The following is a 16238-nucleotide window of genomic DNA, read 5'->3' as shown; positions in this document are numbered from 1 at the left end:
CCGATGTCCGTGGTCCTCGGATACGACGAATCACCCGGCGCGGAACGGGCCCTGCAGGTGGCGCTGGAGGTGGCCACCGCCTTCGGCGAGCCCCTCGTCCTCGTCTACGGCGCGGCCGCCCCGGGCGCCACCGGCGAGGAGTCCCGTGCCCACCGCGAAGCCGTCCGCCAGGCGGGCCGCAGCGCGCTGGCGCACGCCGTCGAGGAGGCCGACGCGGCCGGGGTGCCCTCCACGGTCGAGGTGGCCGACGAGAAACCCGCGCAGGCCCTGCTGGACGCCGCCGAGCGCCACCGGGCCCGCGTCATCATCGTCGGCAGCTGGGGCGACAGCCCGATGCGCGGAGCGCTGCTCGGCTCCACGCCGCACAAGCTCCTGCACCTGTCGCCGATCCCGGTGCTGTGCGTACCGACCGGGCCGGAGGGCGCCTGAACAGCCGTGGTGCGACTGGGGCGGACGCCCTCCGGTCCCGGCCCGCACGTCAGGGCCCGGAGAGGGCGTTCTCGGGCTCGGCCTGCGCCGGGGCGCGGCCGCTCACCTCCTTCCCGGCGCGCAGCCGGGTCAGCGCGGGGCTGGTGATCGCCGTCGTCACCAGGGCCATCAGCACCAGCATGGTGAACAGCTGCGGCCCGATGACGCCGAGTTCCAGACCGACGTTGAGCACCACCAGCTCGGTCAGCCCCCGGCAGTTCATCAGGGCGCCGATCGACAGGGCCTCCCGCCACGGTCTTCCGCACGCGCGTGCCGCGCCCGTCGCGCCGCCCCACTTGCCGAGGAAGGCGACGAAGAGGATCGCGGCCGTCCAGAGCCACAGCCCGGGCGAGGCCGTCAGGCCCCCGATGTCCGTACGCAGCCCCGTGTGCACGAAGAACAGCGGCAGCAGCACGGGCACCGTGAACGCGCGCAGCCGGGCCGCCGAGGCCTCGATGCGCTGCCCGGTGCGCGGGGTGATCACCCCGAACAGGAACGCCCCGAACAGCGCGTGCACGCCGATCAGGTCGGTGGCCAGCGCGGACAGGCTCAGCCCGCTGAAGAGCGCCACCAGCACCGCCGCGTCGCCGGCCCGGTCGGCGCGGGCCGACCAGCGGGCCAGCAGCGGCCTGACCGCGTACAGCATCACCAGCGTGAAGGCCACGGCGAGTCCGGCCGTGGTGACCGCCTCCATCGGGGACCCGGCCGTGGAGAGGGCCACCACCAGGGCCAGCAGGCACCACGCGACGACATCGTCCACGGCCGCGCAGGCCATGGCGAGCGCGCCGAGCGGAGTCCCGTACAGGCCCCGGTCGATGAGGATCCGGGCGAGGACCGGGAACGCGGTGATGGCCATGGCCACGGCCATGAACAGGGTGAACGGCATCCGGCCCACCCCCTCGGGGGCGAACCCGCCGTACATCGCGAGGGCGAGCAGTGCGCCCAGGGCCAGCGGCAGCAGCATGCCCGCCTGGCTCACCGCCACCGCGACCCGGGTGTGACCGCGCAGGCTCTTCAGGTCCAGCTCCAGCCCGACCAGGAACATGAAGGCGAGCAGCCCGAGCTGCCCGAGCACCGAGGTGTACGGGAGCACGGACGGCGGGAAGAGCGCGTGCTGGGCCTGCGGCCAGAGCCAGCCCAGCAGCGAGGGGCCCAGCAGGATGCCGGTGGCGATCTCGCCCACCACCGGGGGCTGGCCGAAGCGGCGGCAGACGGCGGCCCCCACCTGACTGGCCAGGATCACCACCGGAACGGCGATCAGCAGGGCGGGCAGCGGGTCAGCGGACGACACGGGTACCTCCTTCGGGCGCGGCGGGGCGCAGGGCGGCGGGCAGGCCGCGGTGCGGGGTCGGCTGTGCGGCGGGCTGGGGAGCCGCGGCAGCAGCGGACCAGGGGGCGTAGCGGCGCAGCCCGTAGAGCAGCGGCTGCCGGTCGTCGCGCACGGTCACCCGCCGGACCTCGGCGAAGACGGCCGTGTGGTCCCCGAAGCCGACGGTTCTGACCACGGCGCAGTCCGCGACGGCGTGGGCGTCCGCCGTCAGGTGCGGTCCGCCCGCACCCAGCGGCAGCCGCCACTCGACGCGGTCGAAGCGGTCGGGCGCCCCGGAGGCGAACAGGTCCGAGGTGCCGCGGGCCCGCTCGTGCAGCAGGTTGAGGGCGAAGTGGCCCTCGGTGAGCAGCACGGCGAGGGTCGGGCTCGCCGCCCGTATGCACACCACGAGCGTCGCCGGTTCGAGGGCGACGCTCGCGAGGGAGGTGCAGGTCAGGCCGTGCGGCACGGAATCGGAATCCAGTGTGGTGACGACGGACACCCCGGTGGGGAAGGCGGCCATGAAGGGACGGAGGTCCGCCGGCTGGCCCCCGGCCGACTCGTCCGGTGCGGCGGGCTGGGGCACGGAGCGGTGGGGCATGTCTGACTCCTGAGGTGGCTGAAGCAACTGCGGCCCGGCAGCCGGCGGGAGAGCCGTACTGCCGGGCCGTGGGAGCGGTGGGCCTTACGCGCCGTGCAGCTGGCGCAGGTAGTCGTAGGCACTGGGCAGCGTCTCCAGCAGGTTCTGCTGCTGGCGCTTGACCGTGTCGAAGAGGGGTTCGGCACTGGCCACCGAGTCCGGCCGGTGCGCCAGGGAGGGCAGCGGGGCGTCCGGCTCCAGGCCGAGGCCCGCGAAGATGCAGTAGTAGCTGCCGTTGGTCCAGAAGTTGCGGAATTCGGCCTCGAAGTTGCCGTAGTACGTCGACTCGTCGGTGATCGGCGAGTTGATGGGCAGGCCGGCCTTGTAGGCGGAGATCTTCTGCTGGATGTTGTCGGGGAGCGTCAGCTTCTTGTTGGCCTGCCAGAACGGCGTGTCGTTGCGCGGTGCGTAGAAGAAGTGCGCCTGGATGAAGTCGCGGGTGTCGTCGAACATCACCTCGATCTCGTGGTTGAAGCTGTTGATCAGACCGTCGTTGAAGGTCTTGTCCGGGAAGTGCTTGGCCAGCTGGTAGATCGCGGCGGTGATGAAGTAGATGCCCGTCGACTCCAGCGGCTCCAGGAAGCAGGAGGACAGGCCGATGCTCACGACATTCTTCACCCACGCGCGGCGGTTGCGGCCGACGCGGAAACGGATGTGGTTGAACTTCGTCACCTCGGGGTCCAGGCCCCACATGTCCGCGAACTCGCGGGTGGCGGTGTCCTGGTCGGTGAACTTGCTGGAGTACACGTAGCCGGTGCCGAAGCGCCCCAGCATGGGGATCTTCCAGGCCCAGCCGGACGACATGGCGATCGCCGAGGTGTACGGCTCCACACCGTTGGCCTCGTCGTCGTGCGGGACGGCCGTCGCCACCGCGCTGTCGCACAGCAGGTGGTCGCTCATGTCGATGAAGGGCTCCTCCATCGCCTGGTTGATCAGCAGGCCGCGGAAGCCCGAGCAGTCCACGAACAGGTCGGCGTCCAGGGCCAGTCCGCCCTTGGTGTGCAGCGTGGTCACGTAGCCGCGCTCGTCCTGCTCGACCCGCACCATCTCGTCCTGTACGTGGTTCACGCCCTGCTTCTCGGTGCTGAACCGGCGCAGGAAGTCGGCCACCAGCTGGGCGTCGAAGTGCCAGGCGTACCGGGTGGCCGGCCGGCCGTCGAGCCAGCGCGGGGCCTTCATCGCGTCCATCACGGGGGGCTCGCGGAAGCAGGCGTAGTCGAAGGGCTCGGTGGTGCGGCCCTCGTACTTGCGCTTGAACCAGTAGTGCGACAGCGGGGTCTGGTCGTAGTCGGGGAGCAGCCCGAAGGGGTGGTAGAAGTGGTCCGGACCGCCGCCCGGCAGCTCGCGGGCCGTCGACTCGCCCTGCCCGCCGGTCCGCCAGTTGACGAAGCGCACGGCCATCTTGAAGCTCGCGTTGCACTCCCGCATCCACTCGTCCTCGGCGATGCCCAGGTAGTCGAAGAAGGAGCGCTGCAGGTTGGGCACGGTGGCCTCGCCGACACCGATACGCGGGATCGTCGGCGCTTCGAGCACGGTGATGTCGACCGTTCCCTGCAGCGCCTTTCCGAGGTATGCGGCCGTCATCCAGCCGGCCGTGCCGCCGCCCAGGATGACGACCTTCTGAAGCCGGGTGTCGCTGCTGGTCATGAAACAGCCCTCATTTCGGATTCGGCGGTTCGGGTGGTCGTGCTCATCAGTGTCGAAAAACGCCCTATCACCGCTCTACACAGGCCGGATCCGGCCGTTGTAGGGCCCTTGTAGACCCCCCGGACACACTCCTCGCAGGCAGAGCGGCAGGCTGAAAACCACCGGGAGGACGCGATGACCACCGCAGCGGACGGGACGGCGGGGCCGGCGGTACGGGTCCGTTTCCTGGGCGACTTCGAGCTGACCGTCAACGGCGCCCCCGTCCAGCGCTGGCGGGCCGGAAAGGCCCGTGGCCTGTTCCAGTACCTCGTGGTCCACCGCGGCCAGATGCTCACCCGCGACCGGCTCTATGCCTCCCTGTGGCCCGGCGCCGACGCCGCCGCGGGCAGCTCCCTCAAGGTCGCCGCCCACGCACTGCGCCGGGTGCTCGACGCCCACCCCGACCGCCCCGGCGACTCCGGGATCCGGCTGGTCTACCGGGACTTCGGCTACGTCCTGCACATCACCGGGCTGTGGTCCGACCTCGACCGCTTCCAGGAACTGGTGCGCACCGGCCTGCGCGCCGCCGCGGCCGGGGACGCCCCGCTCGCCCGCACCCGGCTGCGGTCGGCGATCGGCCTCTACGGCGGCGAGTTCCTGCGCGGCGAGAGCGCCGACTGGGTCGTCGAACAGCGCGAGTACCTCAGGGCGCTCGCACTGCGGGCCCTGGGAGTGCTGCGCGCCGACGCCGAGGCCCGCGAGGACTTCGTGGAGCTGATCGAGGTCTGCAAGCGCACCCTGGAGATCGACCGCCATCACGAGGAGACCTACCGCGCGCTGATGGCCGCACACGGCCGGCGCGATGAACTGGCCTGCGTACGGCGCTGGTACGAGCTGTGTGTCCGCCGGCTGCGCGACGAGCTGGCCGTGGCACCCGGCCCCGAGACTCGGCGGCTGGCGAACACCCTGATCCCGATCGCGGCGCGCGCCGCCGCTCCCGCCCCCGTCTCCGCCGTGACCGGCGCCCCGCCCGCCACCGTCCGCGCGCTGCGCCCGGCGGCCCGCCGGGCGGGGACTCCCGCAGGGGCCCCCGCCTGGAGTCCGGACGCCCGTACGACCGCCCTGGCCCGCCCCGTGCGGCGGGCCAGGCCCGACAACCGGGCCGCGGCCGCCCTGGCCCGCGCGGCCGACCAGGCGACCGCGTGACACCGACCCAGCTGTTCAGCGAGCCCGTGATCCCGTGACCGAGTGAGGACCCCACCGTGACCGTGCTGACCGTGCCACAGGACTCCAGACCCGCCGGGGCCGAGCCCGCCGCGGCCCCCCTGCCGCCCCGTTACACCGACCAGTGGATCGGCGGCACCTGGGTCGCCTCCGACGCCGACGGCCGCCTGGTCGTCACCGATCCCGCCACCGAGCGCGCCCTGGCCACCGTGCCGGCGGGTACCGCCCGGGACGCCGACCTCGCCGCGCGCGCCGCCGCGGCCGCCTTCCCGCGCTGGGCCGCCACCCCGGTGCGCGCACGCACGGCCCTGCTGCGCCGGGTCGTCGAGGCCATGGAGGTCCGGGCCGACCGCTTCGCCGAGACCATCACCGCCGAGGTCGGGGCGCCCGCCCGGATGGCCCGCCAGACCCATGTCGGGCTCTCCCTCGGCATGGCGGCGCACTGCGTCGAGACCGCCGCCTCCTACGCCTTCGAGGAGCGGGTCGGCCATTCGCTCGTCGTGCGCGAGGCCGCCGGAGTGGCCGCGTGCATCACTCCGTGGAACACCCCGCTGCTGCTCACCGTGCAGAAGATCCTCCCGGCGCTCGCGGCCGGCTGCACGGTCGTGCACAAGCCGAGCGAGATCACCCCGCTGCACGCCCGGCTGCTCGCCGAGGCGATCGCCGAGGCCGATCTGCCGCCCGGCGTCTTCAACATGGTGGTCGGCACCGGCGCCGCCGTCGGCACCGCCCTCGTCACCCACCCGCTGATCGACGTGGTCTCGCTGACCGGTTCCACCCGGGCCGGCCGCGAGGTCTCCGCGCTCGGCGCCGACACCGTCAAGCGCGTCCACCTCGAACTCGGCGGGAAGAACGCGAGCCTCGTCCTCGACGACGCCGACCTGGCCGCGTCCGTGGCCGCCACCGTCGACCAGATGCTCTTCAACACCGGCCAGACCTGCCTGCAGTGGAGCCGGCTGCTGGTACCGAGGGACCGTCAGGACGAGGCCGTACAGCTCGCCGGCGAGGCCATGGCCGGGTACGTGACCGGCGACCCGCGCGACCCCGCGACCGACCTCGGCCCCCTGGTCTCCGCCGCCGCGCACGCCCGCGTCACCGGCCACATCCGCCGCGGCATCGACGAGGGCGCCGGCCGGCTGGTCCGCGGCGGCCCCGACCGGCCCGCCGGCCTGGACACCGGCTACTACGTCCAGCCGACGGTCTTCGCCGACGTGGACCCGCTGAGCACGATCGGCCAGGAGGAGATCTTCGGGCCGGTGCTCTCGGTCATCCCCTACGACGACGAGGACCAGGCGGTCCGGATCGTCAACGGGACCCGCTACGGGCTGCACGGCGCGGTCTGGTCCGGCGACGGCGCCCGCGCCGAACGGGTGGCCCGGCGCTTCCGCTCCGGCCTGGTCGACGTGAACGGCGGCCAGTTCAACCCGGCCGCCCCGTTCGGCGGGTTCAAACAGTCCGGGATCGGTCGCGAATGCGGCGCCGCCGGACTGGAGGCCTTCCTGGAGACCAAGTCGATGCAGCTCCCGCAGGGCACGGGAGGCCAGGTGGTCGGCCCGCGCCTGCGGGCCACCGCGGCCGCCCGCCCGGCGGACACCGAGAGGAACGACGGATGACCGACCGGCACGCCGAGTCCGCCGGGGCCACCGCCCCGGGCGTACCGGCCGACGACACACCGCCCCGCGCGGCGCGGGCCGAATCGGGCTCGGCCGGACCGGGCTCGGCCGGACCGGCCCACGGCGTACTCCCGCCGCTGTTCGCCCGCCTGGAGCGGTGGACCCGCGAACAGCCGAACGAGACCGCCGTCAAGGCCTTCGACGGCTCCCTCACCTACGCGGCGCTCACTGCGCGCACCGCCCGGTACGCCACCGCGCTCGCCGGGGCCGGAGTCGGCCCGGAGACCTCCGTCGGGCTGCTGCTCGGCCGGTCCCGGGAGAGCGTGCCCGCCCTGCTCGCCGTCTGGAGCCTCGGCGCGACCGCCGTCCCCCTGGACCCCGCGCATCCCGTCGAGCGCCTCGGCCGCGTCCTGCGCGACGCCGGGGCCGCCGTCCTGGTCGCCACCGAGGTACCCACCGGCCTGGAGCCCGGCGGGATCACCCTGCTGGCCCCCGCCGACGTCCGCCGCAGCGCCCCCGGCGCGCTCGCGGTGTCCGTACCCGCCCCCGACGGCTGCTCGTACCTCATCTACACCTCCGGAACCACCGGCCGCCCCAAGGGGGTCGAGGTCACCTACCGGGGCCTGGACACCTTCGTGGAGGCCCTCGGCGGCCTCGGCCTGCCCCCCGGCGGGCTCGGCCTCAACGCCGTCTCGCCCGCCTTCGACGGCTGGCTCTGGTGCACCCTGCTCTACCTGACGCACGGCCAGGGGGTCGCCCTCACCGACCTCTCCCTGGACGGTCTGCGCCAGGCCGCCGCCGAGGGCCGCGAGCCCCTGCCCGCCGGCCTGCGCACCGTCTCCCTCACCCCGTCGCTGCTCGCCGCCCACGGCGCCGGGATCGACTCCGCCGAGGTGGTCGTGGTCGCCGGGGAGGCCTGCCCGGCCGCCCTGGCCGAGCGGTTCGCCCGCGGCCGCCGGCTGCTCAACGTGTACGGGCCGACGGAGGTGACCATCGCCGCGACCTGGGCCGACAGCCGACGAGGGGACGACGTGACCACCATCGGACGACCGCTGCCCGGCTACCGCGCGTACGTCCTGGACGAGGAGCTCCGCCCGGTGCCCGCCGGCACCGAGGGCGAGCTCTACCTCGGCGGCCCCGCCGTCGCGCGCGGCTACCGGGGCCGCCCCGGCCTCACCGCGAGCCGCTTCCTGCCCGATCCCTTCCAGGGCGGCGGCACCCGCATGTACCGCACCGGCGACGTGGTGATCCGGCGGCCCGGCGGCGAACTGGAGTACCGGGGCCGCCGCGACGACCAGGTGAAGATCCGCGGCCACCGCATCGAACTGGGCGAGGTGGAGCGGATCGCCGCCGAACTCCCCGAGGTCGTCGCCGCCGCCTGCTGCCCGCTCGCCTCGGGGCAGACCCTCGGCCTCGCCGTGGTCGCGGCCCCCGGCGCCGACCCGGCGGGCCTCGCCGACCTGGTCGTGGAACGCTGCCGCAAGCAGCTGCCCGCGGCCGCGGTGCCCAGCACCGTACGGGTGCTCGACCGGATCCCGACCCTCAGCACCGGAAAGGCCGACCGCGAGGCGCTGGCCACGGCCCTGACGGCGCCGGAACGGACGCCCGACGCACCGGTGGTGACCCCGGGCGCCGGTCCGACCACGAGCGAGCGCATCGTGATGGCCGTCTGGGCCGACGTGCTCGCCACCGAGGTTCCCGGCCCCGACGCGGACTTCTTCGAGCTGGGCGGCCACTCCCTGGCCGCCGCCCGCGCGGTGTCGGAACTGCGCCGCGTCACCGGCCTGCGCGTCGGCCTCGGCGCGCTGCTGGCCGAGCCGACGGCCAGGCACTTCGCCGCCGAACTCGACCGGCTCTCCGCCGAGCGGGAGGCCTCCGCCGCCGGCCCGGCCACCGACCCCGCCGAAGGGGCCTGAGCCATGGGCGCCTGGATCTCCACCTGGACGGACGGCCCCGCCGGCCAGGCCCTGCCCGTGCTGCTGTGCCTGCCCCCCGCCGGGGCCGGCTGCCAGCAGTTCCGCTCCTGGCAGCCCGAACTGGCCGGCACCGCCCAGGTGTACGGCGTACAGCTGCCGGGCCGGGAGAACCGCTGGCGGGACCCGATGCCGGACACCTTCGACGAGGCCGTCGAGGCCATCGCCGCGGAACTGCGGGACATCGTCGCCGCCGGCCGGCCGCTGATCGTCTTCGGCCACAGCTTCGGCGGCCTCCTCGGCTACGAGGTCTCCCGCCGGGTCGCCCCGCGGGCCCTGGTGGTCAGCGGCTGCCGGGCCCCCGGCCACTGGGACGGCGCCGGCCGCGGCATCGTCGACGACGGCGAGGAGCTGGACAAGCTCTTCGACACGGCCGGGCTCGACCCCGAACTGCTCGACGAGGACACCCGCGCCCTGATGGTCGCCATGCTCCGCAAGGACGCCCAGCTGTCCCTGAGCTACGTCCACAAGCCGGGCGTCCGCCTCGGCATGCCCGTCCACGCCTGGGGGGCCGACGGCGACGAGACCGTCAGCTCCGCCGACCTGGACGGCTGGGCCGCGATCACCACCGCCGCCTTCACCCGGCACACCACCACGGGCGGCCACCACGCCGTACTGCGCCGCCCGCGGCCCGTACTGGACCACCTGACCACCCTGCTGCGGGCCGAGGGCGCCGATTCGCCGGCCCCCGCCCCCACCGCGACCGGCGCCTGAGCGCCCGACCGTCCCCACCCGCCCGAGTCCGGAGGACACCGTGCCCACCACCCACCAGGTCCTCGTGAACCACGAGGGGCAGTACGCGCTGTACCCCGCCACACGCGAGGCCCCCGACGGCTGGACGCCGGCCGGGTTCGACGGCACCGAGGACGAATGCGCCGGCTTCGTCGACGCCCAATGGCCCGACACCCGTCCGCTCAGCCTGCGAGGAGCCTGAGATGGAGATCGACCTGCTCGACCCGGGCCCCTTCGGCCGCAACGACTTCTGGCCCGCCTTCACCTGGCTGCGCGCCCACTCGCCCGTCCACTGGCACCCCGAGCCCGGCAGTGACGACGGGGGCTTCTGGGCGCTGACCCGCCACCGCGACATCATGAAGGTCTACGCCGACAGCGACACCTTCAGCTCGGCCCGCGGCATGCGGCTGGGCAGCGCCCCGGCGGCCGTCGCCGCCGTCGCCCAGCGCATGCTCATCGTCTCCGACGTCCCCCACCACACCCGGCTCAAGCGGGCCCTCCACCAGGCCTTCGGACCGCAGCAGATGCCGCGCCTGGAGGCGATGGTCGAGAAGGTGGTCGGCGAACTGGTGACCGAGGCCGCCGAACACGACGAACTGGACTTCATCGACCTGGCCAAGCAACTGCCCAACCGGGTCGTCTGCGCCATGATGGGCATCCCGCGCGCCGACTGGGCCTGGATCGGCGCCCTGACCACCGACGCCTTCGACTCCCCGGACGACGAGGTACGCACCAACGCGCACTCGGAGATCTTCCTCTACTTCATCGAGCTGCTCGCCGAGCGCCGGGTCCGCCCCGGCGACGACCTGGTCAGCCAGATCGCCCACGACACCCTCGTGGACGAGGGCGACGGCACCGAACGGCCGCTCAGCGACCACGAGATCGTCTTCAACCTCAACGGGGTCCTCTCCGGGGCCAACGAGACCACCCGCTACTCGGCCGCCGGCGCGGTCCACATGTTCGCCGAACACCCCGACCAGTGGCGGCTGCTGCGCGGCCTCGGCCCCGGCGGCATCGCCCCCGCCGTCGAGGAGATCCTGCGCTGGACCACCCCCGGGGTGCACGCCCTGCGCACCGCCGTCCGCGACACCGAGATCAACGGGATCCCGGTGGCCGAGGGCGCCCGGGTCACGCTGTGGAACGTCTCGGCCAACCGCGACGAGGACGTCTTCGCCGACCCGCACGCCTTCCGGGTCGACCGCCGCCCCAACCGGCACGTCGCCTTCGGGCACGGCCGCCACCTGTGCCTCGGCGCCCGGCTCGCCCGCTTCGAACTCGGCGCCCTGCTCACCGAGATGCTCGGCGTGCTGGACGGCTTCGAACTGGCCGGACCCGTCACCTTCAACTCCTCCAACTTCACCTGGGGGATCAACAGTCTCCCCGTGCGGCTGCTGCGCAGCCGAGCCTTCGCGAAGTAAGAAAGGGCCCGCACTGTGACCACCGCACTCGTCGACTTCAACCGTTCGGACGCCGCCTTCCCCGCCACCGGGTATCCGCAGCTCCTCGCCGAACAGGCCGCCCGCACCCCCCGGGCCACCGCCCTCGCGCAGGGCGACCGCAGCTGGACCTACGCCGAACTGGAGGCCGTCACCAACCGGCTGGCGCACGCGCTGATCGCCCGCGGAGCCGCCGCCGGGACCCGGATCGGCCTCTGCTACCCCCGTGGCGCCGACTACGTCATCGGCTCCCTCGCCATCCTCAAGACGGGCGCCGCGATCGTCGCCCTCGACCCGGTCAACCCCGACGACCGGCTCGCGGCGATGATCGCCGACGCGGCCCCGCTGCTCGTCCTCACCCCGGCCGGCCTCGCCCGCCGGATACCGCAGGACGTCCCGCATGCCGAGGTCGGCACCGCCGGACAGGACCTCCCGGACACCGCGCCCGCCGTCGTGACCGGGCCCGACACCGTCAGCCACCTCATCTACACCTCCGGCTCCACCGGCACCCCCAAGGCCGTCCTGGAGCGGCACGGTGCGCTCACCAACCTCGTGCACTGGACCACCCGCGCCTACGGGGTCCGGCCCGGCGACCGCGCCTCCTGGATGTCCACCCCCGGCTTCGCCGTCCAGATCATGGAGTGGCTCGCCTACCTGCCCGCCGGCGCGGCGATCCACATCCCCGAGGCCGGGCAGGCACAGACCCCGGAGCAGATCCGCGACTGGCTCGTCGGCGAGGGCATCACCCACACCATGCTGGTGGCCGCCCTGGCCGAGCCCGCCTGGGGCCTGGACTGGCCCGCGGACACCGCGCTGCGGATCCTGGTGACCACCGCCGAGCGCGTCCACAGCTGGCCGCCCGCCGACACCCCCTTCCGGGTCGTGATGACCTACGGCACCACCGAGACCACCAACGTCCTGTCCTGCCTCGACCTCGGGGCCGGGGTCGACTTCACCAGCCAGGCCACCTCCGAGGAGGTCCGCGCCACCCGCCAGGTCCCGGTCGGCGTGCCCATCGCCAACCTCCGCGTCCACCTCCTGGACGAGGACGGCAGCCCGGTGCCCGAGGGCGAGGTCGGCCGCCTGCACGTCTCCGGCGCCGGGGTCGCGGCCGGCTACCACGGCCGCCCCGAGCTCACCGCCGCGAAGTTCCACCCCAACTTCCTCCCCGACGACCCGCACCCGGTGCTCTACGACACCGGCGACCTCGCCCGCCGCCGCGAGGACGGCGCCGTAGAACTCCTCGGCCGCTCCGACTCCCAGGTGAAGATCCGCGGCTTCCGCGTGGAGCTCGGCGAGGTCGAGACGCACATCGCCCGCCTCGACGGCATCGCCGAGGCCGTCGTCGTCACCCAGGAGCGCGGTCCCGGGGACAAGCGGCTCATCGCCTACGTGTCCCCGGCCGGCGCGGCCGAACCGGACTCCGCCGCCGTGCGCGCCGATGTCGCCCGTACCCTGCCCTACTACATGGTCCCCGCCACCGTCGTCGTGCTGCCCGCCCTCCCGCGCCTGCCCAACGGCAAGGTCGACCGGCGCAGCCTGCCCGAGCCCCCGGAGGGCCGCGACGCGGTCGGCGCCGGCTACGAGGCCCCCCGCAACGAGGTCGAGGACGGGCTCAGCCGGCTGTGGGCCGAGGCGTTCCGCACCGACGGCGTCGGCATCCACGACAACTTCTTCGAGCTGGGCGGGCATTCGCTGCTCGCCTTCCAGCTGATCGACGAGATCCGCCGCCGCTACAGCGTCGAGCTCAGCCTCTCCGACCTCTCCACCTGCCCCACCGTCGCCGAGCTCGCCACCCTCGTCACCACCGAACGCACGGGCGGCCGCGGCTCCTTCGGCGGACTTCCCGCGATCGTCCCGGACCCCGCCGCGCGCTTCGAGCCCTTCCCGCTCACCGAGAGCCAGCAGGCCCTGTGGATCGGCCGCGGCGGGCTCGTGGAACTGGGCAACGTCGGCTGCCACGGCTACTTCGAGTGGGAGAGCGAGCAACTCGACGTGGCCCGCTTCGAGGGCGCCTGGCGCCGGCTCGTCGAACGCCACGACGCCCTGCGCACCCGCGTCCTGCCCGACGGCACCCAGCAGGTCTTCGAGGAGATCCCGGCCTACGAGATCCCCGTCACCGACCTCGGCGGCCTCGACGAGGAGTCCCGCCGGGGCGAACTGGACGCGCTGCGCGAGCGGCTGTCCCACCAGGTCCTCGACGCCGACGCCTGGCCGCTGTTCGACGTACGGATCAGCCTGCTCGGCGGCGGCCGGGCCCGGATCCACCTCTGCCTGGACTTCCTCGTCGCCGACGCCTGGAGCTACTTCCAGGTCCTCATCCCGGACCTGGTCACCTACTACGTGGAACCCGGCGCGGAACTCGCCCCGCTGGAGCTGACCTTCCGCGACTACGTCCTCGCCGTCGGGAACTCGCTGCGCGACAGCGAGCTCTACCGACGCTCCGAGTGGTACTGGCGCGACCGCCTCGCCACCCTTCCGCCCGCCCCCGAACTGCCCGGGCGCCCGGCCGACGCCCCCGAGCTGCCGGTCCGCTTCGAGCGCCGCAGCCACGTCGTCGCCCCCGAGCGGTGGAGCCGGATCCAGGAGCGCGCGCACGCCCGCGAGGTGACCCCCTCCGGAGTGCTGGCCGCCGCCTACGCCGAGATCCTCGGCCGGGCCGCCGGACAGGCCCGGTTCACCATCAACTTCCCGCTGTTCAACCGCCTTCCGCTGCACCCGCAGGTCAACTCGCTGCTCGCGGACACCACGACCACCCTGCTGCTGGCCGTCGAACAGACGGAGACCACGTTCGCCGGACGGGCCCAGGCCGTCCAGCGCCGGCTCTGGGCCGACCTGGAGCACCGCTACTTCAGCGGGGTGCAGGTGCTGCGCGAGCTGACCAAGCTCCGCGGCTCCCTCGCCCCGGCCATGCCCGTGGTGATGACCAGCCTGGCCGGCCACCCGCCGCAGTACGAGGAGACCGAGCTGGGCGCCCCGGTCTACGGCATCTCCCAGACCCCGCAGGTCTCCCTCGACTTCCAGGTCTTCGAGAAGCCCGACGGCCTCACCTTCAACTGGGACTTCCTGCCCGCCGTCTACCCGGACGGACTGATCGACTCGATGTTCGAGGAGTTCACCTCCCTGCTGGACGCCCTCGCCGAGGACGAGGTCTGGGAGCGCCACTCCCCGCCGCCCGGCGAGGAGAGCGCCGCCCCCGTCACGACCGAGGAGCGCGACACCGGCGACGCCTGGGAGCGGTACTGGGCCGGGATCCGGCGCACCGGACGCGGTGGCGACGTCATCTGGGACGCCGACAGCGGCGAGGAGTTCCACTGGCTGCTGGACCAGGCACAGCGCCACTTCCGCAGCGGCCTGCCGGTCATCGACCTGGGCTGCGGCAACGGCCGCTACAGCCGCGAACTCGCCCCGCACCACCCGTCGGTCATCGGCGTCGACGTCTCGGTCAGCGCCATCGACCACGCCAAGCGCGAGGCCGAGGGCGTGCCGAACGTCGACTACCTGGCGATCGACATGACCGACGCCGAGCAGGCCGCCGTCCTGGGGGAGGGGCCGTACAACATCTTCGTCCGGGGCGTCTTCCACGTCCTGGACAGCGAGGCCCGGGCCCGGCTCGCCGCCGTCGCCGGCCGGCTGCTGGGCAGTGAGGGCACGCTGATCGTGCACGAGCCCGACTACTCCAGCAACTCCTTCGGCTACCTCGGCTTCGTCGGAGGCAAGCGAGGCCGCGCCGAGGACCTGGTCGGCCCGCTGGAGGCGGCCGGTGTCCGGCACTCGCACCGCTTCACCCGGCCCGAACTGGCCGAGGCGTTCGGCGCGGACGGGTGGGAGGTCGTCGAGGACGAGGCGATAGAACTGCACGCGATCGACCCCCGCTCGGACTCCGACGCTCTGCGGCTGCCCGGCTACTACGCGGTGCTGCGCCGCAAGGGCTGACGGCCGCACGCTCCGGTCCGGCTCTGCGCCGGGCGGCTCCTCGGCCGCCCGGCGCAGGGCCTCGGCGTCGTTCGGAGCTGCGGTCGTCCCACCCGCGAGGAAGAAGATGCGGCCTCGGCCGCTCGGCTGAAAGACTGGACACGTGGAACGACGTACGACCGACCGGCTGCTCAGGGCGCGCGCACAGGCGATCGGGGGCGAGGTCCGGGAGGAATCGGTCGCCGCCGTCCTCGACCGGGTGCTGGCCGTGCAGGCGCAGGACCTGCCCGCGGCGGAGCTCGGGCTCCGCGTGCGGTCCCGCGGGCTGACCCAGGACGCGGTGCGCCGCGCCACCGACACCGAACGCAGCGCCGTCCGCGGCTGGTTCATGCGCGGCACCCTCCAGCTGGTGCCAGCCGCCGACGCCCGCTGGCTGCTGGCCCTCTTCGGCCCGGTCTACCTCGCGCTCGCCGCCCGGCGGCTGCGCGAACTGGGCCTCGACGAGTCCCTGTGCACGCGCTCGGAACGCCTCATCACCGAAGCGATCGACGGCGAGGGGCCGTTGACCCGCGCCCAGCTCACCGACCGGCTCACCACCCTCGGGGTGGAGCCGAAGGGGCAGTCAGCCTTCCACCTGATCCGCCGGGCCGCCCTGACCGGCCGCATCTGCCACGGACCGCAGCGTGACGGCGAGGCCACCTTCGTCCTCCTCGACGACTGGCTGCCCGCCACCGGACCCCTGCCCTTCACCGGGGCCGCCGCCGAGCGCGAACTCGCGCGCCGCTACCGCGCGGCCTACGGCCCCTCCGACGCCCTGGACTTCGTCCACTGGTCGGGGCTCAAGGCCACCACGGGCAAGAACGCGTGGGCCGCCGTACGGGAGACCGGGTCCGAGCCGGTGCCCACCCCGGGCGAGCCCGACGTACGCCTGCTGCCGGCCTACGACAACTACCTCGTCGGCTACCGCAGCCGGGACCTGTCCGTGCCCGCCGCACACGAACGCCGGGTGTGGCCCGGCGGCGGGCAGATCCGCGCCACCGTGCTGGTCGACGGCCTGGCCGTCGGCACCTGGTCCGGAGGCCGCCGCGGGGCCCCGGTGACGGTCGAACCCTTCCCCGGGGCCGAGCCCCGCACCCCCGCCGTGGCGGCCGGAATCGCCCGCGAGAGCGCCGATGTCCGACGCTTCTCCAGCGGATCTCATCGCCTCTCTACAAACGGTCTACAGTCCCCGGATTCATAACCGGCCGCTAACTCGGGGTCCATAGCGTCAGTGCCGTCCGACAATTCCGTACCCAATCAGAA

12 protein-coding genes are annotated in these 16238 nt (G+C 73.7%); 9 read left to right on the top strand and 3 right to left on the bottom strand.

Translation table 11 applies throughout. The features are described 5' to 3' along the window. Positions 1-3: 3 nt before the first annotated feature. Positions 4-429, top strand: coding sequence for a universal stress protein (locus ACFY04_RS19030; RefSeq protein ID WP_373042161.1), 426 nt, complete (start codon positions 4-6; stop codon positions 427-429). Positions 430-478: 49 nt separating this feature from the next. Here the strand turns inward: ACFY04_RS19030 and ACFY04_RS19025 are convergent, their stop codons facing one another. From ACFY04_RS19025 to ACFY04_RS19015, 3 genes are all read right to left on the bottom strand, one after another. After that, a complete protein-coding gene (locus ACFY04_RS19025; protein WP_389118072.1) occupies positions 479-1759 on the bottom strand; it encodes a cation:proton antiporter in 1281 nt (426 codons plus the stop codon). Continuing rightward, positions 1746-2378, bottom strand: a complete 633-nt coding sequence (locus ACFY04_RS19020) for a flavin reductase family protein (RefSeq protein WP_389118070.1) — start codon at positions 2376-2378, stop codon at positions 1746-1748. The genes ACFY04_RS19025 and ACFY04_RS19020 overlap by 14 nt, the downstream gene beginning before the upstream one ends. Before the next feature lie 84 nt (positions 2379-2462). Further along, on the bottom strand, positions 2463-4064 hold the full coding sequence (locus ACFY04_RS19015) for a tryptophan halogenase family protein (RefSeq protein ID WP_389118069.1): 1602 nt from the start codon (positions 4062-4064) through the stop codon (positions 2463-2465). A 174-nt stretch (positions 4065-4238) separates the two neighbouring features. Between ACFY04_RS19015 and ACFY04_RS19010 the strand changes: the two genes are divergently transcribed. The 8 genes from ACFY04_RS19010 to ACFY04_RS18975 all read left to right on the top strand — a co-directional run bounded on the left by ACFY04_RS19010 (position 4239) and on the right by ACFY04_RS18975 (position 16176). Further along, on the top strand, positions 4239-5249 hold the full coding sequence (locus ACFY04_RS19010; protein WP_389118067.1) for a BTAD domain-containing putative transcriptional regulator: 1011 nt from the start codon (positions 4239-4241) through the stop codon (positions 5247-5249). Between the two features lie 119 nt (positions 5250-5368). After that, positions 5369-6880: an aldehyde dehydrogenase family protein gene (locus ACFY04_RS19005; protein WP_389118159.1), complete on the top strand. Its 1512-nt coding sequence runs from the start codon at positions 5369-5371 to the stop codon at positions 6878-6880. Next, a complete protein-coding gene (locus ACFY04_RS19000; protein ID WP_389118066.1) occupies positions 6877-8796 on the top strand; it encodes a non-ribosomal peptide synthetase in 1920 nt (639 codons plus the stop codon). The genes ACFY04_RS19005 and ACFY04_RS19000 overlap by 4 nt, the downstream gene beginning before the upstream one ends. A 3-nt stretch (positions 8797-8799) precedes the next feature. Continuing rightward, complete coding sequence (locus ACFY04_RS18995) at positions 8800-9567, top strand: thioesterase II family protein (protein WP_389118064.1); 768 nt, start codon at positions 8800-8802, stop codon at positions 9565-9567. Continuing rightward, positions 9530-9787: an MbtH family protein gene (locus tag ACFY04_RS18990; protein ID WP_389118158.1), complete on the top strand. Its 258-nt coding sequence runs from the start codon at positions 9530-9532 to the stop codon at positions 9785-9787. Before ACFY04_RS18995 ends, ACFY04_RS18990 begins: the two co-directional genes overlap by 38 nt. A 1-nt stretch (position 9788) precedes the next feature. Then, positions 9789-11003, top strand: coding sequence for a cytochrome P450 (locus ACFY04_RS18985; RefSeq protein WP_389118063.1), 1215 nt, complete (start codon positions 9789-9791; stop codon positions 11001-11003). 15 nt (positions 11004-11018) lie between these two features. Beyond that, on the top strand, positions 11019-14957 hold the full coding sequence (locus ACFY04_RS18980; RefSeq protein WP_389118062.1) for an amino acid adenylation domain-containing protein: 3939 nt from the start codon (positions 11019-11021) through the stop codon (positions 14955-14957). A gap of 142 nt (positions 14958-15099) precedes the next feature. Then, positions 15100-16176 (top strand): winged helix DNA-binding domain-containing protein, encoded by a 1077-nt coding sequence (locus ACFY04_RS18975; protein WP_389118060.1) that lies wholly within the window; start codon positions 15100-15102, stop codon positions 16174-16176. Positions 16177-16238 lie beyond the last annotated feature (62 nt).

Origin of the sequence: Streptomyces sp. NPDC001549 (assembly GCF_042894025.1) — a bacterium.
Lineage (GTDB): Bacteria > Actinomycetota > Actinomycetes > Streptomycetales > Streptomycetaceae > Streptomyces > Streptomyces kutzneri.
This window is presented reverse-complemented; position numbering and strand designations above follow the sequence as displayed.